We start from the raw sequence: 22,836 nt of genomic DNA, 5'->3' as shown, positions 1-22,836 counted from the left end.
AAGGACACAGATGTCGCTGTCAGACGGATTCGTCGGCCTCGGTACGGCAAGCGGAGACGCGCCCGGTTCCGGGCCGGACCTCGTGTACGCACACGCGCTGCGCCGCGGCAGCCTCGTCGAGGACGACGAGCTGTTCGCGGCGGAGCTCGGGCTGGACCCCGCTGGGGTCCGCGCCGCGGTGGCCCAGCTCAAGGAGCTCCACCTGCTGCGCGAGGAGAGGGGAACCGAGGGACCGGCCGTCCTCTTCCCCGTCGATCCGGACGTCGCCCAGGCGTCGCTGATCCTGCCGATCGACGAGGAGGTGTACCGCCGACGGGCCACGATCAGTCAGCTCCGACGCCGCCTGAACGACTTCCGGCCGCGCTATCTGGAGACCCGCAGGATCGAGGGCGACGGCGATCCCTCCCTGGTGGAGCTGCGGGACGCCGAAGAGCTCGCCGGGCACCTGTACCAGGCGGCGGAACACTGCTCCGGCGCGTACGTCGCCTTCCTGCCCAACGGACTCCTGTCCACGGGGGACGAGGCCTCCGCCCGCATGGCGGGCGGCGCGCTGGGCCTCCTCGCCCGCAAAGTCCGGGTCCGGCTGCTCCTCCAGCACGCCGTACGCGCCGACATCCGCGCGCGCAAGGTCCTCACCGAGCTCCACGTCAACGGGGCGGAGGTCCGAACCACCGGTGAACTCGGCCGTCAGCTCATGGTGTTCGACGAGGAGGTCGCCTTCCTCCTCAACGAGGGAGGCGGGGCGGACGAGCCCGCGGGCGTGCTGATCCGGAGCCGCTCAGCCGTGGGCCTTCTCCTCGACCTCGTCGAATGTTCCTGGTCCGGCGCGCAGCAGTACTCGGCCGAGGAGAGCGGCTACCGGACGGTGACGGACAGCCTGCACCTCACCATCGTCCAGTTGCTGACCGACGGCCTCACCGACGAGGCGGTGGCGCGCAGGCTCGGTATCTCCGTGCGTACCTGCCGCCGGCACATCGCCGCGGTGCTGCGCGATCTGGATGCCGTCAGCAGGTTCCAGGCCGGTGTGCGGGTGGGGGCGGCGCAGCAGTCCGCGCCGCCCGTCGCCTGACACCCGCACCCGGCGGTCCCCCCGCTGCTGCTACGCCTCGCCCCGCGCCGTGTCGATCTGCTCGGCCAGGCCGCGCACCGTGGGGTATCCGAGCAGCGCGGTGGTGGGGACCGGGATGCCCAGCTCCTTGCGCACCCGGGCGATCAGCTGGATGGCCACCACCGACGTACCGCCGAGGCGGAAGAAGTCGTCGTCGGCGCCGACCCTGTCCAGCCGCAGGACGGCGGCCCACATGGCCGCCAGCTCCTGTTCGGTTCCCGGTTCGGGAGCCACGTAGGGGATGGAGAGATCGGGACGGGGGTCACGTATGTCCTCGTCCGCCCCGGTGTCCTCGTCGCGGCCGTGGCGCACGACCCACCGGTCGTGGCGTGCCGGCAGCGAGCCGGTCGAGATCACCAGGTGGTCGACGCGGTCGAGGGCACCGACGGCGCGCTCGAAGACCTCCACGGCCTCCTGGGGTGCCATGTCGAACTCACCGCTGTGCGTGTGGTCCTGGGCGTCGGGACGCCAAGTGTCCCAGTTCACCGTGAGCCATGTCCTGCCGCCGGAGGCCCGCTCGCCCAGGGCGCAGGCGTCCAGCGCCGCGTTGGCCGCGGCGTAGGGGCCGAGCGCCAGGCCGCCGAGCACCGCCGAGAGCGAGGACATCGTGATCCCCGGGACGGGCCGGTCACCCAGGGCCTGCTGGAGGCTGCGGAAGCCGTCGATCTTCGCGGTGAAGTGGGAACGGCTCCCCGCGGCGTCCACCATGTGCGCGGGACCGAAGGCCGCGGCGTCGGAGACGCCCGCCCCGTGCACCACGAGGTCGAGCCCTCCGAAGTGCTCCTCGGCGTTCTCCACCACCGCGCGCATCTGCGCCGCGTCGGAGGCGTCGGCCGCGGCCACCAGGACGCGGCCGCCGGCCTCCTCGATCTCCACCAGCGCCTTGACACAGCGGTGGATCTTGGACGACGGATCAGCCTCCTGCTCGAGGTGGTCCTTCCACCGCTCCCGCGCGGGCAGGGCCGTACGCCCGGTGAGTACCACCCGGCAGCCGCGCGCTACGGCCAGGTGCCGGGCCAGAATCAGCCCGACATGGCCCAGCCCGCCGGTGATCAGCACGGTCGAGCCCGGTGTGAGCGGGCCGTCCGGCTCGGACACGGCGGCGAGCGGCAGCGGCTCGTGTTCCCGGACCCAGCGCTCGGTGCCGCGCAGGGCGACCGGACCCTCGTACACGGCACCCGCCTCACCGAGGACGGCGGCCACCTGGGCGGGAACCGAGAGTCCGCCGGCCGCCCGGCCGAGGTCGATGTGCCGGCATGTCCAGCCGGGGTTCTCCTGCGCGAGGACCGGCAGGAGCGCGGCCAGCGCGGCCTGCGCGGGATCACGCGGGACCGAGCCCGCGATCTGTACGGACTCCCTGGTCAGGCACAGGACGTCGATCGCCTGTGAGGGGGCGTGCAGCGCCAGCGCGCCCGCCAGCGCACGGACCGCGTCGAATCCGACGTTCTGCTGTTCCTCGAAGGGCCGGCCGAGGCTGCCGAGACCGAGCGCGTGCACCACGGTCCGGGGCGGCGTGCCGAGCGCGCCCAGGAGCCGGTGGGTGTCGTCGGACTCGGCGGGCCTGAAGGTGAAGCCCTGTTCCCGGTCGCCGCCGAAAGCGGGGCCCGGCCGGGCCACGACGACCTCGCCGCCCGCCGCCCGCGCCTGCGCGGCGAGCGCCTCACCCCACTCCTCCGAGGCGAGGACCAGCCAGGGCCCCGCGGCGCGGACCAGCTCGGGGAGATCGGCCGGTGCGGCGTGCCGACGGCGCCAGGCGGGTGCGTACGTCCACCGTCCGATGTCGTCTGCCCGGCCCTCCTCCTCGGCCGCGCCCAGCAGGTACGGCGTCTCGGGAGGGTCGACCCAGTAGCTGCGGCGTTGGAAGGGATACGTGGGCAGGGGGATCCGCCGGGCATCGGCGCGGTCGGTGGCCGTCCACTCCACGGTCGCCCCGTCCGTCCACAGCCGCCCGAGGGCGTTCAGCAGCCACTGCTCCGCCGGGACCTCGTCCGAGGGTTCCAGGCGTATGCGCGCGGCGTCGGCTTCTTCCTCGCCGTCGGCCGGCGCGACGACCCGGCAGCCGAGGCGAGCCATGGCGCGCACGAACGCCTCGTGTGCCGCCCCGGCCGTCGGGGAGCCCCCGGCCGCCTCCGCCGGTCCGCCGTCCCCGAGAAGACGCAGGACCGCCTCACGCAGCTCCTCCCGCCACTGGCCGGACACGGTCCAGGTACCGGCGTCCGCCAGCTCGGCGACCGGCCGGTGCCGCTCCTGTGCGGCCTCGGGCCACTTCGCGGGGTTCGAGAGCACCGCAAGCGCCTGTGCGGTGTCCGTGCAGACGAGGGCGCGTCTGACGGGGAACTGGGCACGCGAGCGCTGGAGCGTGAACGCCACGTCGGCCAGGTCTGCCGCCGGGTTCGCGTCGAGGTACTGGGCCAGGGCGCGGGTCGCCTCGTCCAGGGCGGTGGCGTCCCGCGCGGAGAGGACCAGCAGCTGGGGACCCGCGACACGCGGTTCGCGCGGGCGGTGCGGAGGTTCTTCGAGTACGACGTGGGCGTTGGTGCCGCCGAGCCCGAAGGAGCTGACACCGGCACGCCGGGGCTGCGGTTCCTCGGGCCAGTCCTGGTGTTTGTCCAGAACGGTGAAGCGGTCCCGCTCGGTGGCGAGCACCGGATTGGGGTTCTCGTAGTGCAGGGTGGCGGGGAGCACCCGCCGGGAGAGCGCCATCGCGGCCTTGATCAGGCCCGCGGTGCCGGAGGCCCGGTCCAGGTGCCCGATGCTCGGCTTGAGCGAGCCCAGGACGACCCTGCGGCCCATGTCCTTGGGGAACGCCCGGGCCAGCGCGGCCAGTTCGATGGAGTCGCCCAGCGGGGTCCCGGTGGCGTGGCACTCCACGTACCCGATGGTCTCGGGCCGTACGCCGGAGAAGGAGATCGCCTGTTCCATCACCTCGGCCTGCCCGTCCACCCCGGGAGCCGTGTAGCCGGCGCAGGCCCTCCCGTCGTTGTTGACGGCCGAGCCCAGGATCACCGCCTCGATGTGGTCTCCGTCGTCGAGCGCGTCGGCGAGTCGCTTCAGGGCGACGACGGAGACGCCGGCCCCGATGACGCTGCCGTGAGCGCCCGCTCCGAAGGCGTGAACCTGCCCGTCGGGGGAGAGGATCCCGCCCTCCTCGTAGACATAGCCCACGTTCTGCGGCAGCGGGATGAAGGCGCCGCCGGCGAGGGCGGCATCGCACTCGAAGTTCAGCAGGCTCTGTGCGGCCATGTGCACGGCCACCAGGGAGGTGGAACAGAAGGTCTGCACCGTGACGCTGGGGCCGGTCAGTCCCAGTTTGTAGGAGACCAGGGAGGCGAGCGAGTCGCGTTCGTTGCCGATCGCCATCAGCAGCGCTCCGCCTGGTTCGGCCATCGCCTTCTGCCCGACGTTGTACAGGTAGTCGGGGTGGCCGCATCCCGCGAAGACACCGACCCGCCCCGGCATCGCGGTGGGCTGGTAGCCGGCGTACTCCAGGGCCTCCCAGGAGCACTCCAGGAGCAGCCTGTGCTGCGGGTCCATCAGTTCGGCCTCGTGCCGGCTGAAGCCGAACATGCCCGCGTCGAACAGGTCCGTCCCCTCGATCGGGGCACCGGTGCGCACGTACGACGGATTCGCCAGCTGCGCCGGGCCGACACCCGCGGCGACGAGTTCCTCCTCGTCCAGCTCGCGCAGCCCCGGCCGGCCCGCCATCAGGGCGGACCAGAACTCCTCCACGTTCGTGGACCCGGGAAAACGCCCGGACATGCCGATGACGGCAACGGCGGCGTCGTAGTCGACGTCAGTCATTACTCGGAACCTCCCCGCTGTCCGGCGCGCCTGCGAGCCAGACGCTCGTGCCGCTGTAGTGCGCGATCCTTCACGTGCGCCGCGTGGTCGCTCTCCGGCCCGCCCTCCGGCGTGGCGTCGGGAACGGCCAGCGCCGCCAGTGCGGCGACCGTGGGCGCCTGGTAGATGACATGAGCCGGAAGCCTGTCGAGCTCCAGCCCCCTGCGGATGGCCGCCACGATCCCCACCCCGAGAAGCGAATTGCCGCCCAGGTCGAAGAAGTTGTCGTGGATGCCGACCTGCTCCATCCCCAGTGCGTCCGCCCAGATTTCGGCGATCAGGGTCTCGGTCTCCGTGCGTGCCGGAACGTAGAGGGTGGACAGCTCCGGCCGCGGATGGCGCTTCTCGCCCCGGCCGCGCCGGGCACCTTCCTGGATGTCCTCCATGGTGTGGCTCCGGCTGCCCCGCACCATCATGGAGAAGTCCTGCGTGGAGACGAACAGATGGGGCTCGGGGCGGGCCAGCGCCCGTTGCAGGTGGCGCCATCCCGCGTCGAAGCCGATACCGAACCGGTCCCGGTGCTGTTCGTAGAACTCGCGCAGCACTGGCTCATAACCGTCGAGGCCGGACTTCCAGCCGTTCCACTCCCACTCGCCCCAGCCGATCGAGACGATCCTCGCCTGCGGCAGCAGGCCGCTGCTCGCGAAGGCGTCGAGGAAGGCGTTGGCCGCGGAGTAGTCGGCCTGTCCCAGCGCCCCGGTGACCGAGGAGACCGAGGAGAAGAGCGCCAGGAAGTCGAGGGGTACGTCCTTGAGCGCCCGGGCGAGCGCCAGGGTCCCCGCCACCTTGGGGGCGAGCACGCGGTCGACGTCCTCCGCGGACTTGAACTGCATCATGCCCCTGCCGGGCACTCCCGCCGCGTGGAGGACGCCGTGGAGCGCACCGAACCGCTCCGTCGCCGCTGCCACCGCCCGCTGCACCTCGGCCGGGACCGACACATCGGCCTGCACCACCATGAACTCGGCACCCTTGGCGGACAGTTCGCACAGCGCGGCGATACGGCGGCGTACCTCGTCGCTCGCCGACGGATCGGAGAGGATCGCGTCCCACTGCTCACGGGGCGGCACCGGAGTGCGTCCGAGCAGTACCACCTTGGCCCGGTACTCGTCGACCAGTCGTGACGCCATGGCCAGGCCGATGCCGCCCAGACCGCCGGTGATCATGTACACCCCTTCCGGGCGTACCGTGGTGGCGGGCTCGGTGAGGTCCTGTCCCGCGGGAAGTTCGAGCGCCTCGTAGTCGAGTGTCCAGGTCTTTCCGCCCCGCAGCGCGACCACCTGGTTCCCGGGTTCGGAACGCAGTTCCTCGACGACCTCCGCCACCGGCGCGGGAGCGCCGTCCAGGAGGTCGAGGGAGCGCAGGGTGACGCCCGGGCACTCCACCGGGATGATCGTGCAGGGACCGAGCACCGTCGCCCGTTCGGGACGGATGATCTCGCTGCCCGTGACCTGGTGGACGCCGGAGGTGACGACGTCGAGCTTCCACGACCCGAAGACCATCTCGTGCGCGGCACGGGCCAGCGCGATAAGGGTGTGGGTACCGCGCCGCACCGTCTCCTCGGCCTCGGCGTCCCCCAGGTTCCACAGGTGCAGCACGCGGTCGGGCAGCTGCCCGCGCTCGCTCAGGGCGGCGAACAGCTCCAGCGTGTCCTGCGTGTTGCCCGGCCGGATCCGGTAGTTGTCGCCGTCGCGGGCGAAGGCATCGCCGGGGCGCACCTCGACGATCCTGCGCCCGCTCGCCGGACCTCGCCCGCGGAGTTCCTCGACGATCCGGTCGCCTTCACCGCTGTCCGTGAAGACGGTCCACTCGTCGCCCTGATCGTTCAGCGCGGGCTGCGGGAGGCGCTGCCGCCAGACGGGCAGATGCATCCACCGCGACTCGGGGAGCAGGGGCAGCTCCTCGTACCCGCCGGCCTGTTCGGCGCCCTCCGGCAGGCCGCCGACGACCTGCGACGGGGGTGTCCAGCCGGACTCGTACCAGTACTCCTGACGCTGGAACGGGTAGGTCGGCAGCTGTACGCGGCCCGGCGCGAAGTCGCGCGCGTTGCGGTGGTAGGCGTCCCAGTCGATGTCGACACCGCACAGCCACAGTTCACCGAGGCACTCGGCGAGAGTCCGGTCGTCCCCCGTGTCCTCGCTCGCGGCGGGCAGTGTGGAGACGATCAGCGGCCAGCGGGAACGGTCACAGGCCTCGTGGGCCCGCGCCATCGCGCCCAGCGACCTGCCCGGCCCGATCTCGATCAGCGTCATGTCGTCCTGGCCCAGCATCTCGCCGAGGCCTTCCTCGAACCGCACGGGAGAGCACATGTGCCGCGCCCAGTACGCGGGGTCGGTGACCAGGTCCGCGTCCATCTCCCCGCCCGTGACGTTCGACAGGCACGGCAGGACGGGTGCGGACAGGGTGATGTGCTCGGCGATCCAGCGGGTGAGCTCGTCCGCCTTGGGGGCCAGCATGCGGGAGTGGAAGGCGTGGGTGGTCTGCAGTTCGCGGCACACGATCTCCTCGTCCCGCAGGAACGCGGCCAGTTCGCGTACGGCGTCCACGGGACCCGCCACCACGGCCTGCCCCGGTACGACCGCGCTGAGGTCCAGCCCCCGCGCCTCCAGGTCCGGCACCTTGGCGGACAGTTCCTGCCGGGTGAGCCCCACGGCCAGCATCGCCCCCGCGGGGAGCTCCGCGATCAGTTCGGCCCGGTGGGCCACCAGACGCAGCGCGTCGGGGAGCGAGAGGACCCCCGCGAGGCAGGCCGCCACGTACTCACCGACGCTGTACCCGAGCACGGCGGCCGGCTTCAGCCCCCACTCCATCAGCGTCGCGGCGAGCGCGTACTCGGCCAGGAACACCGCGGGCTGCGCGACACGTGTGTCGGCGAACGGATCGTCCGCGGGCCCGGAGTCCCGTCCCATCAGAGCGGCCAGGCCGCCGCCCTGTGCGGAGCGCTCGGCGGTGAGCGGCGTGACGACGTCGATGGAGGTGTACTCGGCGAGGAGCCCCCGGCCGTGGTCCAGGTGCTTACGGAAGACGGGTTCCGTCCTGTACAGCTCGGCGACCATCCCCGTGTAGTGCTCGCCGACGCCCGCGAAGACCAGGCCCACACGCCGGCTGCGCGCGGGATCGTGCCGGACCAGCAGCGTCGCGTCGGGTGCCTTCTCGCCCGACAGCGCCGCGGCGGCGCCGTCCGTCGAACCGGCGACGCACACCTGGCGGTGCGAGAACAGCGAGCGCCCCATGTGCAGGGTGAAACCGACGTCCCCGAGCGCGGTGTCGGGCTGCGTCATCAGATGACGAGCCAGATCGGTGCGCTGCTCCTCGCCCGCCTCCTTCACCTGCGCCGACAGGGGCAGGACATGCCAGCGCCTGGGGTCGGCGGGCCGGTTCCGCGGGGCGGGCGCCTCCTGCACGATCATGTGCACATTGGTGCCGCCCATGCCGAGGCCGTTGAGTCCCGCCAGCCGGGGCCGGCCCGGCTGCCGGCTCCAGCGGACCGGCTTGCCGGCGACGTAGAACGGGCTGCGGGCGAAGTCGATCTCCGGGTTGGGGTTCTCGAAGTGCAGGGACTGCGGAATGTGCTCGTGCCGGAGCGCCTCCACCACCTTGATCATCCCGGTCACCGTGGCAGCGCGGTCGAGGTGGCCGACGTTGGTCTTCACCGAACCGATGGCGCAGTAGCCGCGTTCGTCCAGCTCTTCCCCGGTGCGGCCGCGTTCCGCGGACTTGAAGGCCCGGGAGAGGGCCGCGACCTCGATCGGGTCCCCCAGCTCGGTGGCGGTGCCGTGCGCCTCGACGTAGGAGATGTCTCTCGGTGAGACGTCGGCGTCCCGCAGCGCGTCCTCCACCGCGCGGGCCTGCCCGACGATGCTCGGCGCTGTGTAACTGAACTTGGAGGCACCGTCGTTGTTCATCGCGCTGCCGCGGATCACCGCGAGCACGTTGTCACGGTCGGCGACCGCCTGCCGCATCGACTTCAGGACGACGACGCCCGCGCCGTCGCCGAAGACGCCCCCGCGCGCTTCGGCGTCGAACGTGCGGATGTGGCCGTCGGGCGACTCCATCCCGCCCTCGAAGTGCAGGTGCCCCACCCGGTCGGGAACGCGCACGCAGACGCCACCCGCCAGGGCGATGTCGCTCTCCCCGCGCCTGATGCTCTGGCAGGCGAGGTGCATGGCGGTCGCCGAGGTCGAGCAGAAGGTCTGCACGGAGACCGCCGGGCCGGTCAGGTCGAGGCGGTAGGCGATGACGGTCGCGAGCGCGTCCTTGTCGTTGCCGATCATCATCTCGTACGGGTCCATGTGCGCGATGCCCGCGGGACCGGCGAACCGATTGATCATGTACATACTGAAGTTGGCGCCCGCGAAGAGGCCGACCCGGCCCCGCGTGTCGGCCCTGCCGTACCCCGCGCCCTCCAGAGCCTCCCACACGCACTCCAGAAAGATGCGCTGCTGAGGATCGGCTATCTCGGCCTCGCGGGGGCTGTACCCGAAGAACCGCGCGTCGAAGCCGCGGATGTCGTCGAGTACCGGACGCACCTTGACGTAGTCGGGATGTGCGATGAGTCGCTCGTCGACCAGTGCGGCACGCAATTCGTCGTCGGTGAGCTGCGCGAACGATTCCACCCCGTTCGCGAGATTCTCCCAGAAGCCGGCAACATTCGATGCACCAGGAAAACGGCCCGACATGCCGATCACCGCGATGTCATGGTCACGTATCGGTTGTTCCAGCTTCAAGGTTCCCCTCCACCGCACCCCGTCAACAAGCGTGATTGCCCCTCAGTGTGGGTGCGCGGGCCGTGGGACTGTCCAGGCGTTCGCAGTGGCAGGTTCCTGCCGTCCACAAACTGCCACCGCCTCCGGATGCCCCCTGCGTCAAGGGCACTTGACCTCGGTGCGACGGCGAGCCAAGGCTGGGCCGCGATGACAGGACGGAGTGGACTATGGCTGTGATCGGTGTCGTGGGTGCAGGGGTCATGGGAGTCGGGGTGGCGCAGTCGGCTGCGCAGTCGGGACACCACGTCGTCCTGAACGACCTGAATTCCACGATTCTCGGGCGAGCAAAGGATCAGATCCGGCAGAACTGCAGAACAAGTCGCCTCCTGGGCGGTCCCGCAGTGGATGCGGATGCCGTCCTGGGGGCCATCTCCTTCGAGACAGACATCAAATCCCTCGCATCGGCCGAATTCCTGGTCGAGAACATCACGGAAAGCTGGGATCTCAAGCGGGCACTGTATCCGGGACTGGACGTCGTCTGCGATCCGGAATGCGTTTTCATAGCCAACACCTCGGCTATACCGGTCACACGGATCGCCTCCGCGACGGACCGGGCGGACCGGGTCGTCGGCGTGCATTTCATGAATCCGGTACCGCTCAAGCACGTCGTGGAGCTCATCCCCGGGCACCACACGTCGGAGGAGACCCTCCGGCGTACCAGGGACCTCCTCGCCACCATGGGCAAGAAGCCCATCCAGGTCAGGGACGCGAGTGGCTTCGTCTCCAACCGTGTCCTCATGCTGACCATCAACGAGGCCGCCTTCCTCGTCCACGAGGGCGTCGCGTCCGCGCAGACGGTGGACGAGGTGTTCCGCGGCTGCTTCGACCATCCCATGGGCCCGCTGGAGACCGCCGATCTCATCGGTGTCGACACCATCCTGCAGAGCATCGAGGTCCTCTACGAGAGCTTCGCCGACAGCAAGTACCGTCCGTGCCCCCTCCTCAAGCAGATGACCGAGGCGGGCCTCCACGGACGGAAGACCGGGCACGGGTTCTACTCCTACGCCCCCACGGAGGGATGACCATGGCGGACGACACCCGCGAGCAGATCCACCGGTTCATCACGAGCCGCTTCCCCGACATCGGCATCACCCACGAGGACGACATCTTCGCCCTCGGGTTCATCAACTCCCTCTTCGCCATGGAGTTGGTGATGTTCATCGAGAAGACGTTCGCCTTCACCATCCCCAACGAGGAACTCCGGTTCGACAACTTCCGGACCGTCGCCTCCATAGCGGCACTGGTCGACAGGAACCGGCCCGCCTCCGTCACCGCATCGCAGGCGCCCCGATGAGCAGGCAGCCGCAGTCGTCCCCGGACGAGCCCGTGACCGACGCGCCGGCGGCCGTCACCGACCGGGGCTCGGCCAAGCGGTTCACCGACACGCACATCCGGCCCGTCGCCGACGTCTACGACAGCGCGGGGCGCATGCCCGACGGTCTCCTCAAGGCGGCCTCGGAAGCGGGGCTGTGGGCCCCCTTCCTGCCCGTGGAGGCGGGCGGGGCGGGAGTGTCGTTCACCACGCTGGGCCGGATCCACGAGGAGGTCGGGCGCGGCTGCTCCTCGATGCGCAGCCTGTTGACCGTGCACAGCATGGTCTCCTTCGCGGTGCACCGCTGGGGCACCGCCGAACAGCGCACGCGCTGGCTGCCCGGGCTCGCCGACGGATCCACGCCGGGCTCCCTCTGCGTCAGCGAACCCGGGAGCGGCAGCAACGCCACCACCGAGCTCACCACGACGGCGGTGCGCGAAGGCACGACGTGGGTGCTGCGGGGGACCAAGACCTGGATCACCGGAGGGCAGCTCGCCCGGCTCTTCCTCGTCTTCGCCCGCGCCCCGGGCGGTGTGGTGGCCTTCCTCGTACCCGCGGAGGCGAACGGTGTCGAGGTGGAACCGATCGAGGGCATGCTGGGCACCAGAGCCGGCATGCTGGCCACCGTCCACCTGCGCGAGGTGGCCCTCGGCTCCGAGGCGCTGCTGGGCCCGGAGGCCTTCGCGTCGGGGATGCTGCTCACCGGAGTGCTCGACATCGGCAGGCTGAGCGTCGCGGCGGGCTCCGTCGGCATTCTGCAGGCCTGCATCGACGCCTGCGCCTCTTACACCACCGAGCGACGGGTGGGCGGCGTTCCGCTGCGTGAACTGCCGCTCATCCGGGCCAGGATCTCCGACATGGTCACGGACACCGCCGCTGCCCGGCTGCTGTACGAGGAAGCCGGCCGGCTCAAGGACGCCAACGACTCGGGGACCATCATGGCGACCATGATCGCGAAGTACTTCGCGTCGACGCGCGCGGCCCGGCACGCCAACGAGGCGGTCCAGATCCACGGGGCGAACGGCTGCGCTCCCGAGAGTTCCGTCGCCCGCTACTACCGCGACGCCAAGGTCATGGAGATCATCGAAGGAAGCTCCGAGATCCAGCAGCTGACCATCGCCGACGCGGCCTACCGGATTGCTGCCTGAGGACATGACGACACCATCCACCGAAGAATCCGCAGCGCGCCGCGGGCGCGTCAAGTGCGTGGTCTGGGACCTCGACAACACACTCTGGGACGGCGTCCTGCTCGAAGAGTCCGGCGCGGTCGTTCCACGCTCCGAGGTCGTCGACCTCATCCGCCGGCTCGACCGCCGGGGCATCCTGCACTCCATCGCCAGCCGCAACGACCGGCAGGCCGCCATGGAACGGCTCGGTGAGCTCGGCCTCGACGACATGTTCGTCTACCCGCAGATCGGCTGGAACCCGAAGTCGAGTTCGCTGCGGGAGGTCGCCCGGTCCCTCAACGTGGGCATCGACGCACTGGCCTTCGTCGACGACGAGCCGTTCGAGCGCGCCGAGGTGGCCCACGCCCTGCCCGGAGTGCTCTGCCTCGCGCCGGAGGACCTGGCCGGCGCACTGGACCTGCCCGAGCTCACCCCGCGCTTCGTCACCGACGAGTCGGCCAGGCGCAGAGACATGTACCGGAGCCAGACTGTCCGGGAGGAGCAGGAACGCACGTTCGCGGGCACCCCCGAGGAGTTCCTCGCCGAGCTGAAGATGGAGTTCACCATCCGCAGGGCCGGACTGGACGACCTCCAGCGCGCCGAGGAACTGACCGTACGCACCAACCAGCTCAACTCCACGGGCCGCACCTACTCCTACGAAGAGCTGGCCGGGCTCAGCACCAGCCCCGACCATGTCCTGCTGGTCGCCGAACTGACGGACCGCTACGGCAGCTACGGCACGATCGGCCTCGCCCTCGCGGAGCGCGGCCGGCCGCACTGGCATCTGCGACTGCTCCTGATGTCCTGCCGCACGATGTCGCGCGGGGTGGGCACCATCCTGCTCAACCACGTGATGCGCACCGCCAAGGAGGCGGGCGCCGAGGCGCTGTGCGCCGACTTCGTGGAGACGGGCCGGAACCGGATGATGCAGATCACCTACGCCTTCGCCGGATTCACCGAAGTGAGCCGGGACGGCACCGCGCTGCTGCTGAAGTCCGATCTCCGGCGCATCCAGGACCCGGCCGACTACATCCGGATCACCATCGGCGACGACGCCGTCCCCACACCGGCCACCGGAGTGACATCATGAAGCGGGCCCAGAAACCTCTGGTGATATCACCTCGCTACCAGAGCACGGACGAACTCGTCAAAAGGGTGCAGCTCGCCGAGCGGCTCGGCGTGGACCAGGTCTGGCTCGAACAGCAGCCGGACCAACGGGACGCGCTGGTCACCGCGTCGGCCTACCTCCACGCGGCCCCGTCGATCTCGGTCGGCACAGCCGTGCTCCCCGTCTACGCCCGGCATCCCGTGGCCATGGCCCAGGCCGCGGCATCCCTGTCCGAGCTGTCGTCCGGACGCTTCGTGCTGGGCCTCGGCTACAGCCACAAGTTCGTCAACGAGTACGTGCTCGGCCTGCAGCAGGGGCCGCCCATCGGGGTGATGCGCGAGTACGTGGACATCGTCCGTCGCCTGACGGGCACCGGCGAGGTGAACGCCGAGGGCCGGCACTTCACCGCCCACGCGCAGTACACCGACCCGCCGGGCCATGTGCCGATCTACCTCGCGGCGCTCCGGCCCCAGATGATCCGTCTCGCCGTGGAGCTCGGCGAGGGCATCGTGATCTGGCTGTCGTCCCTCCGATACGTCCGCGAGCAGGTGATGCCGGTCGTGCGCGAGGCCTGCGCGGAGTTCGGCAAGGACGAGAAGGACTTCACGGTCCTGACGATCCTGCCCGCGTACACCGGGACGGACGAGGCGGAGCAGCGGTCGCGGTGGGCGAAGTCGGCCGCGTCGTACCGCATGCTGCCCTACTACCGGCATGTGCTGAACGCCTACGGCGATCCGCAGCCGGAGGAGTTCTCCCTGATCGGCCCGGCGTCCCGGGTGCGGGAGCGGCTGGCGGAGTACCGCGAGGCGGGCTGCGTCCCGGTGCCCTCCCCCATGCCGGGAACCGACGAGGACTTCATCAGCACCGTGGAGGCGGCCTACGGGTCGGCGTCCTGAGGGACGTCCCGAAGGACGGCCTTTGCTGGGCAACGCGACGCTGCCGGTCGATTCCGGGATCGTGTGACGTCGGCCTTCAAGACCTGGTTGTGGTCCTGGAGGCCGACGTTGTCGTTCGGGGCGGGTGCGGGTGTCGATGCAGCCGAGCGGGCCGGCCGTCCCGTGCGTGCGTCCCGGCTCACTCCCCGTCCGGCGGGGTGAGCCGGGACCGCAGCGCGCGACGGCGCTCCGCCGCATCGCCCCGTCGCGCGGCCGGCCTCGTCCTCGGCCGCGCTCGCGGTGCACCGTCCTCCGCCGAGCCGCCGTCGGCGCCGAGGAACCGCGACAGTGCCCGCAGGGTCGGGTGGGCGAAGAGGGCGGACACCGGAATCTCCTGGCCCAGTCGCCTGACGAGCATCCGGTGGAACCGCAGCAGCCCGATCGAATCGAGGCCCTCGTCGAAGAAGTTGCCGTCCACGTTCATGGGCCGGCCGAGTGCCTCCTCGGCGACCCTGCCCATCCGGTCGAGGACGGGTGACGCCGCCGTCGGCTCCGGAGCGTGGGGGGCCTGCCCGGCCCCGGGCCCGGCCGGGCCCCCGACGGCCTTGTGGTTGTGGTTGGTCCCCAGTCGGTGCACCACGTCGATGCGCACCGGTACCGCATACCCGGGCAGGAGGGCGGTGAGGTGGGTGCGCAACTCCTGTTCCCCCGGTGGGCGGCCCGCCGCCTCGGGCACCACCCGCAGTGTCAGACGGTCGCCGATCCCGGCCGCCGTCATCTCCGCGCGCGCCTGCCGGATCCGTCCGTGCCGCAACGCTGCGGCCTCCACGTGCTCCAGTGACACCCGAAACCCGTTGACCAGCACCTGACGGTCCCGGCGGCCGTCCAGGAGCACCCCTCCCCAGGGGTCCGGCCGGCCGAGGTCACCGGTACGAAAGGTCCGCGCACCCGACGGTGTCCCGGGCCCCGAGAAGGCGCTGTTCCCCCGGTCCGTTCCCAGGTACCCGACGGCGAGATGGTGGCCGCGGACGACGATCTCACCGCGCTGGCCCACGGCGCACGGCTCCCCCCGCCCGTCGACGACCAGGAGTTCGGTGCCGGCCACGCCCCGGCCGAACGGCAGTGTCGCGTCGTGGGGGAGCGCGGGGTCGACCGGCTCGCCGGCCTCCGCGACCACCTGGCAGGACGCGACCTGGGGGGTCTCGGTGGTGCCGTACGCGTTGACGATCCGGGCGTCGCAGAACATACGGACCCGCCGGGCCAGTCCCGCGGTGAGCGGGGCCCCGCCCGACATCACCAGGCGCAGCCGCCCGAGCCGTCGGCCCGGTCTGTCGCCGTGGCCCGCCGCGATCATCTCCAGAAGGGCCGGGGTGGCGTGCAGGAGGGTGATCCCCTCCTCGTGCAGGAAGTCGAACAGCGCGGTCGGCGTACGCAGGACACCGGCCTGCGGGACCACCAACGTGCCGCCTGCGCCGAGGGGCACCAGCATGTCCCGCAGGACCGGATCGTGTCCCAGGCCGCCGATGAGCGCGGTCCGGTCCTCGAAAGTGGGCCGGACGTGGCCGTGATACCAGTCCATGGCGTGGTCGAGCGCGGTGTGCGGGGCGAGGACGGCCGCGGGCGCGCCTCCGGTACCGGAGGTGAACAGGATGTGCCCCGGCACAAGCGCTTCGGCGGCGGTGCCGACCGCGCCGGCCACACCGACCTCGCCAAAGGGGCCGACGGTCACATCGGCGGCCGGGCGCACCAGTTTCCGGTAGTGGGCCAGCAGTTCGCGTGGCAGCCCCGCGTCCACGAGGGCCGGTACGGCGCCGGCCGACCAGGCGCCGAGCACGGCTCCCACCCACGAGGCCCGGCGACGGCCGTGGACCTGCACGGGGACGCCCGCCGTCACCCCGGCGGCGGCCAGCTGCGCCGCCACGGTGTCCGCGCCGTCGATCAGCTCCGCGTACGTGAGGCTCCGCCCGGCCTCGCGAACGGCGACGGCCGACGGGGTACGCGCGGCGACGGCTCTGATCCGGTCCAGGACGCCGACGAGCGGTGCGGCCGGGGAGGTGGGGAGCATCGGCGGGGCCCCCGCCTCGGCACCGAGTACGGCCTCGTCAACGGACCGGCAGGGGTCGTCGAGGATGCGGCGGATCACCTGCCGGACCTGGTCCAAGAGGTGTGGGGCGGCATCGAACGGCACCCGGTCCGTCGCGACGGTCAGCTGCAACGTGTATCGCTCTTCCCGGCGCACGTAGAGGTTGACGTCGAAGAGCGCCGCGTGTCCGGTCGTGTGGAAGGCCGTGTCGAGTCCGCGGAATTCCGGGGCCGGGGCGGCGTGGGAGAGGTCGTTCACCCATATCCCGAACACCGGGTTCACGCCCGGCCGGGTGGGCAGGTCCAGCGCCCGGACGATGGACTCGAAGTCCGGTGCGCTGTGACCCACCGCATCCGCGCACCGCTCGCGGACGTGCCGCAGCACGGTGGCCACGTCGTCGTCCGGGTCCACGTCGACCCGCAGGGGCAGCGTGCCCAGCATGAATCCGGCCGTGTCGTCGTGCTCGGCCGTGCGGCGCTGGGAGACCGGGACGCCGAGGACCAGGGTGTCGCGCCCGAGCCACCTGCGCAGGACGAGGCTCAGGCCGGTGAGGAACAGCGTGAAGGGCGTGACGGCGAGCGCACGGCACACGTCGTCGATGCGTTGCGTCTCCAGGGCGTCGAAACCGGCCAGGACGCTGCGACCCTCGAAGCTCGGTACCCCCTGCGCCGAGTACCGGAAGGGCAGCGTGGTCTCCGTCGGCGCGTCGGCGAGCAGACCGGTCCAGTAACGGAGGTCGTGGCTTCGCCGGGGTGAGCCGTCGGACGCGTTGACCTCCCGGACGTGGTCGAGGAAGTCCGGGGCACGGCCGAGCTCCGGATCGCGTCCCCCGGCCCGTGCCGAGTACGCGGTGGCCAGGTCCGAGAGGATCACGTCCATCGTGTGCTGGTCCGCGATCACATGGTGCAGGGAGACGACCAGGCAGGCCTCGTCGGGCGCCCGGCCGCGCAGCAGGGCGGCCGCCGCCAGCGGTGCCTCGGACATCCTGTGCGGTCGCTTCGCGAACTCCCGGACGAACTCCTCGACCCCGCTGTCGGAGAGCGCCTCGTCGGTGACCGGAAGTTCCAGGACGATACGCGCGTCCGGCACCTGCTCGTAGCAGGGCCGGTCGTCGTCCCGCTCCGTGATCCGCAGCCGCAGCGCCTGGTGGCGCCGCACCACGTCGTCGAGCGCCGCAGCGAGCAGCGAGGGCTCCACCCGGCCGCTCAGTCTCAACGCGGCCACCACGTTGTACGCCGCCGCCGCCGGGTCGTGGAGTCGGCTCAGGAGCCACAGGGCACGCTGGCCGGGAGTGAGTGGCACCGGCCCCTCGGGCGTCGGCGCGGCGGGCTGTGCTCCGGGCCGTGACGACGGCGCCGAGGCACGGATGAGCGCACGCACACCGGCCAGCGAGGCGTCGTCCCTGAGGAGCACCGACAGGGGCAGGTCGGCTCCGAGGTCGGCGCGGATGCGGCCGAGCATCCGGACGGCGAGCAGGGAGTGGCCGCCCGCGCTGAGGAACCCGAGGTCCTCGACGCGGCCGCCGGGAGGTGTGGGCAGGGTCCCCCACCAGATGTGCCTCAGCGGGTCGGTGCCGTCGTCCGCCGCACCGGGCTGCGTCCTGCCGGCCCACCACGCGGCCGTGAGCGCGCGGACGGCGTTCCGGTCGGCCTTGCCGGAGGTGAGGGTGGGCATCGCTGTGAGCCAGTGGTAGCCGCTGGGGGCGTAGGCCGGTGGCAGCAGCCGCCGCAGGTGTTCGCGCAGCGCGCCGTCACCGGGCAGCTCGGCGGAAGCGGCCGGAGTGAGGGCCGCGAGGAGTTCCGTGCTGCCTCGCCCGTCCTCTACGGCGACGACGATCGTCTCCTCGACCGCCGGATGCCGGGAGAGGGCACGCTCCACCTCCGCTGCCTCGATCCGCACACCCCGGACCTTGAACTGATGGTCGGCGCGCCCGTGGAACTCCAGCTCCCCGTCGACGATCCTTACGAGGTCGCCGGTGCGGTAGAGGCGACGCCCCTCGATCTCCGGGAACGCCCGGGCCGTCAGCTCCGGCCGGCTGACGTACCCCAGGGCGACCTGCACCCCGCCGATCCAGAGTTCGCCCATGGCGCCGGCGGGCAGGGGCCGTCCCACGTCGTCCATGACGTGCAGGGTGGTGTTGTCGACCGGACGCCCGATGAGAACCCGGTCCGTCGCCTCGATCGACTTCGGCACCGGCCAGTACGACACCTCGATGGCCGCCTCGGTGGGACCGTACAGGTTGGTCAGTTCGGCGGAGAAGATCTCGTGGAACGCGACGCACAGCGGGGCCGGCAGCGCTTCTCCGGTGGTGAACACCAGGCGTACGGACCGGACATCGGCGGCCGTCACCGTACGCAGGAACTCCGTCAGCATCGAGGGCACGAAGTGGCAGGCGGTGATCCGATGCCTGCGGACGAACCGTGCCAGCCGGACCGGATCACGGTGATCGCCCTCGGGCAGGAACACGATGCGGGCGCCGACGGTGAGCGGACAGTAGAACTCCCACCCGGAGACGTCGAACGTGTAGGGCGTCTTCTGCAGAACGCGGTCCTCGGGTGTCAGTCCGAACCGCTGGTTCTGCCACAGGATGCGGTTGACGACTCCGGCGCCGCCCTGAAGGACGCCTTTGGGCTTTCCGCTCGATCCGGAGGTGAAGATCAGATACATCGGCTGGTCCGGTCCGGCCTGGGGAAGCGGCCGGTCGGGCGGGGACGGCGGCACGCGGCGGCGGACGGACAACCGGGGGATCCCCGCGAAGGCTTCCCGCACCTGTCCGGGCGCACCGAGCACGGCCAGCGGGCGGGCGACCTCCAGCATCGAACCGAGGCGGTCGTCCGGCTCGTCCAGCGCGATGGGAAGGTACCAGCAGCCTGCCTTGAGTACCCCCAGCATGGCCACCACCATGTCGATGCCGCGCGGCAGGACCATGGCGACGACGCCCCGCCTGCCTCCCGTCGCACCCAGGACGTCGTCGGCGAAGGCATCGCTGAGCGCGTCGAGTTGCGCGTACGTGAGCACGCGCCGCTCGCTCTCGCAGGCGATCGCTTCCGGCTGTCGCAGCCGGACGGAGCGCACCAGGCCGGGAAGGCCCCACGGCGCATCGCGGACCACATCGGCACCCGCGAGGTATGCCGCTTCTCCTTCACCGGAGTCCACGCCGGACGAACACACCGCCATATTCCCGATCCCCCTACAGAGCCCGCGCGGGCCCGCTTCATCCGATTCGACGGCGCTCAACCGTCCGAGACAGTGATCCTCAGTTCGCTCGTGTACCGCTTGTCCTCCCCGTCCGGGAGCCAGAGCTCGTCCGGCGTGGGCAGCATCTCCGTGAAGGTGAGGCTTTGCCGGGGCTTGCCCTCCGCCAGGGTGTGGACAAGAACATGAGTGAGCAGGGGACTGTGCAGGTCGAGGTAGAGCGGCTTCTGGGCACGAGCCGTCCTCCAGAAGCAGTGCCGGGGCAGACCGTGCGCGGCGGCCACCGCCTGTACTTGCGCGTACAGCTGCTCCGGGGACATGCCCGGGCGCGGCAGGAACTCTTCCACCGGTATGCGCCAGCACTCCCGTGCGATCACGAGGCGGTCCACGGTCACGCGCGGGGTGTGCGGCCGTGCGGGCAGCACACGGAATCCTGTGCCGGTCTGGTAGATGAGGTACTCCCCCAGCACCGTCAGGAGCGGCAGCACGGTGCCGTCGAGAAACCGCGCCACCAGCCCGTCCGCCCTCTGCGCCACGGTGACCGAGGACGCCTCGACCGGCTCCGAGGGCACCTGCCGCGCCCCCGCCCGCTCCCCGAAGGACAGATAGGTGTATCGGGACGAGTAGGTGTCGGGAGGCGGGTGGTCGAAGCCCGTCGCCCCGCCGGCCGCACGGTGGTGCAGGGGCACGAACCGGGGCGGGCCGTCCGCGAGCGCCGCCTCCGCCGGGCGCAGCACCACCTCGCGCGGATCGGCGGCGCAGCAGGTCATGCTGTCGCAGTCGAACGTGGTCATACCGGGGTGCAGTTCGCCCATGACCGCCTGGTACTCACCGCGGTTGATGGCCTCGACGCTCTCCGCGGCGATCATCACGTCCGGGCTGTGGTGGCGCCCGCCGTACCAGACGGGTGCCGGCCCCGCGAACTTCTCGGCGACCGCGGCGGCCAGCTCGGCCGTGCTGTAGGCGAGGCGCCGGGCCGCCGGGTCGGGAGCCAGGATCTCCTCCCACCGGCTGCTGAGCTCCTCCCGGACGGGGGCGCAGCTCGCCTCGTCCCACAGCCTGGCGTCCACCCGGCCGATCAGTGCGTCGAGCGGTACGTCGTCCTTGCCGTACAGGGCGGCGAGTTCGCGGTGACCGGCGGTGAGCCAGCCCGTGGCCTCCTCCCCGATCCGCCGGCAGAACCAGCGCGCACTGTCGAGGAGCAGCCCCAGTGGTGGTGCCAGCTCGTCCAGGAGGCCGGTGCCGACGGTCAGGTCCACGGCCCGGCGCTCGGCGCTGACCAGCAGACCGAAGCCCTTCCCGTTGTGCCGCCGGGAGCGGGCGGCGGGCCGCCGCGCCATCTCGGAGTACAGGCGCTCGGCCTCCTCCAGGGTGCGGGAGAGGGTCTCCGCCGTTGCCGCCCCGGCCACGGCGTCGCGCGCGGCGATCAACTGCCCCAGCCCGGCGAGGGCCGTGTCGACGGCCGGCGTCGGCTCCAGCGCCGCGAGCTGGTTCAGCAGCGCCTTCTCCGGTTCCAGGTCCAGCGGTATGTCGAAGGTCCAGTTGATGTAGCCCTCGTCCTCGAGCACGTCGAGCATGTCGAGCGCGGCCGCCTCGTCCCCCAGCGCCGTGCCGATGTCGGCCGCCGTGCGCCGGCCGTCGACCAGCTTGGCCAGGGCGGCCTCCGGCTGGCTCAGCCGTCTCGGGCGCTCACCGCCGCGCAGGAGCGTGCGGCCCATCCGGGCGACACCCACGACGAGGGCGGGCGGCAGCCGGCGCCGTATCTCCATGGGCCGGGACAGGCTCAGGCCCAGCTCGTGGACGGCCCAGTCCTCGAACATGACGTGCCGCTGGTCGGTGAGCCCCGGGCCGGCCTTCAGCGTCATCGGGGGCCCGTCCCGGAATGTTCCCCAGGCCACCGGACCGAAGAAGCCGACGCTCTCGTTCCTGGTGTAGTAGCGCTGGAGGTACTGGCCGAGCATACGCGTCTTGAACCGGCGTCCGCGTTCCGCCCGTCGGGCCGTGCGCCCGGTGGCACCCGCCGTCGAGGACTCGCCCTTGGTGTGCCGCAGCAGGGAGCCCACGACTTCGTCGAGAGCCTGGGGGTTCTGCCACAGCAGCGCCTGGGTGAAGACGTCCGCGCGCGCCAAGTCCAGTGCCGGGCCGAGGGTTTCGGGGCCGGGAGGCTCCTCTGCGGGACGCTCCCCGCCGATGGCCTCGGTCAGCTCTGCCAGGGGAAGCGCGGTGCTGCGGAGGACGAATCCCCGCCACACCTTCCACGCGGTACTGCCGAGCCGCAGTCGATCGTCGTCGAACCCTCTCACCTCACGCTCACCAGGCCTATGGCGCAAAGAAGTTGGCGAATATGCGTTCGTCTCAAGAACATCTCACCTACTGTGGAGTCACAAGTCGCACGATGGGCCGCAGTGACCACGCAGGCCCCATCGAACAAGCCGAACGGACAACCTCCGTTGAGGCCGGGTCGGCAAAACGGGGGGAGTCAAGGGGGATGGCAGTCCATGTCACCGTGGTGGATGACGGATCACTCGCCATGCTGGGGGCGATCGGAATACTTCGAAGCGCCTCCGGCTGCCGGTTCATCGGCAGTCTTGGCGGGATCGATGAACTGACCGAAAACCAGGAAGAGTCGGACGGCTGCGTGCTGGTGGTCGATCCCTACCTCGACGGCGTCCCGTTCCCGGACGCACTCTCCGAGGTGACGAAGAGACATCCCGTCCTGGTGATGTCCGCGCGCACGGGGCACCAGAACGTCCGCCGCGCCCTGCAGTCCGGGGCCCACGGATACGTCAGCAAGGACATCGACTCCTCGACACTCGTCACCGCCGTACAAGCCGTCGGAATCGGAGGGGTGTACCTCGGGCTCTCGGTCGCCGACGTACTGATGCAGGAGTGGGGCGGAGCGCCGCCGCCCGACTTCGGCGAACCGTTGAAGGGCACCGACCTGACCCCCCGTGAGCAGGATGTGCTCACCATGGTGGCGCGGGGGCTGACGCACAAACAGATCGGCACCCGGCTGACCCTGTCCAAGGCCACGGTGGACACGTATGTGCATCGCATCAGGCAGAAGGTGGGAGCCTTCAACAAGGCGGGGCTCACCAGGGTCGCCATGGACATGGGACTCCTGAGCAACCACAGTTGAGCCTGTCTTCCCGGCTCCCACCACACTCGACGGGCTCACCCTCACTCCCTCTCGCCGTACTGAGGGGACGGCCCGTCGAGTATCGCGCGCCACACCGGCCCGGGACAGTCGACGAAAGCACGGTCGCTCCGGTGGTGACGGCGATGTCCGGACTCTGATGGTCAGCCAAAAGCTGACTCACAGAAGGGACGTTGTCCGTCCCTCACCGTCTGCGTAGCGTCTGCCCCTCAATGACGGGAACCCATCC

At 71.1% G+C, this 22,836-nt stretch carries 11 protein-coding genes; 7 read left to right on the top strand and 4 right to left on the bottom strand.

Going from position 1 to position 22,836, the window contains the following annotated elements; genetic code table 11:
* Positions 1-10 precede the first annotated feature (10 nt).
* Positions 11-1,069: a helix-turn-helix transcriptional regulator gene (locus IE275_RS34235; protein ID WP_189716463.1), complete on the top strand. Its 1,059-nt coding sequence runs from the start codon at positions 11-13 to the stop codon at positions 1,067-1,069.
* A gap of 30 nt (positions 1,070-1,099) precedes the next feature.
* Here the strand turns inward: IE275_RS34235 and IE275_RS34230 are convergent, their stop codons facing one another.
* Complete coding sequence (locus IE275_RS34230; RefSeq protein WP_189716461.1) at positions 1,100-4,909, bottom strand: SDR family NAD(P)-dependent oxidoreductase; 3,810 nt, start codon at positions 4,907-4,909, stop codon at positions 1,100-1,102.
* Complete coding sequence (locus IE275_RS34225; protein ID WP_268255320.1) at positions 4,909-9,633, bottom strand: type I polyketide synthase; 4,725 nt, start codon at positions 9,631-9,633, stop codon at positions 4,909-4,911. Before IE275_RS34225 ends, IE275_RS34230 begins: the two co-directional genes overlap by 1 nt.
* Positions 9,634-9,878: 245 nt before the next feature.
* Between IE275_RS34225 and IE275_RS34220 the strand changes: the two genes are divergently transcribed.
* The 5 genes from IE275_RS34220 to IE275_RS34200 are packed head-to-tail and all read left to right on the top strand — an operon-like array spanning position 9,879 to position 14,193.
* On the top strand, positions 9,879-10,733 hold the full coding sequence (locus tag IE275_RS34220) for a 3-hydroxyacyl-CoA dehydrogenase family protein (RefSeq protein WP_189716457.1): 855 nt from the start codon (positions 9,879-9,881) through the stop codon (positions 10,731-10,733).
* A gap of 2 nt (positions 10,734-10,735) precedes the next feature.
* Entirely contained in the window at positions 10,736-11,005 is a 270-nt protein-coding gene (locus IE275_RS34215) for an acyl carrier protein (protein ID WP_189716455.1), read from the top strand.
* Positions 11,002-12,171 (top strand): acyl-CoA dehydrogenase family protein, encoded by a 1,170-nt coding sequence (locus IE275_RS34210; protein ID WP_189716453.1) that lies wholly within the window; start codon positions 11,002-11,004, stop codon positions 12,169-12,171. The genes IE275_RS34215 and IE275_RS34210 overlap by 4 nt, the downstream gene beginning before the upstream one ends.
* Positions 12,172-12,175: 4 nt before the next feature.
* The gene (locus IE275_RS34205; protein ID WP_189716451.1) at positions 12,176-13,279 is read left to right on the top strand and encodes an HAD-IIIC family phosphatase; all 1,104 of its coding nucleotides are present in this window, start codon (positions 12,176-12,178) and stop codon (positions 13,277-13,279) included.
* Between the two features lie 20 nt (positions 13,280-13,299).
* A complete protein-coding gene (locus IE275_RS34200; RefSeq protein ID WP_229870878.1) occupies positions 13,300-14,193 on the top strand; it encodes an LLM class flavin-dependent oxidoreductase in 894 nt (297 codons plus the stop codon).
* 178 nt (positions 14,194-14,371) lie between these two features.
* Here IE275_RS34200 and IE275_RS34195 read toward each other — a convergent pair whose 3' ends face one another.
* Positions 14,372-19,432: a non-ribosomal peptide synthetase gene (locus IE275_RS34195; RefSeq protein WP_189716447.1), complete on the bottom strand. Its 5,061-nt coding sequence runs from the start codon at positions 19,430-19,432 to the stop codon at positions 14,372-14,374.
* Positions 19,433-19,488: 56 nt separating this feature from the next.
* Entirely contained in the window at positions 19,489-21,753 is a 2,265-nt protein-coding gene (locus IE275_RS34190; RefSeq protein WP_189716446.1) for a lantibiotic dehydratase, read from the bottom strand.
* Positions 21,754-21,938: 185 nt separating this feature from the next.
* Here IE275_RS34190 and IE275_RS34185 point away from each other — a divergent pair, with 185 nt between their 5' ends.
* Complete coding sequence (locus IE275_RS34185) at positions 21,939-22,589, top strand: response regulator transcription factor (RefSeq protein ID WP_189716444.1); 651 nt, start codon at positions 21,939-21,941, stop codon at positions 22,587-22,589.
* Positions 22,590-22,836 lie beyond the last annotated feature (247 nt).

It is taken from the genome of Streptomyces phaeofaciens, from assembly GCF_014648915.1.
Lineage (GTDB): Bacteria > Actinomycetota > Actinomycetes > Streptomycetales > Streptomycetaceae > Streptomyces > Streptomyces phaeofaciens.
Note: the sequence above shows the minus strand (reverse complement) of the source record. Positions and strands in the feature narration are given on the sequence as shown.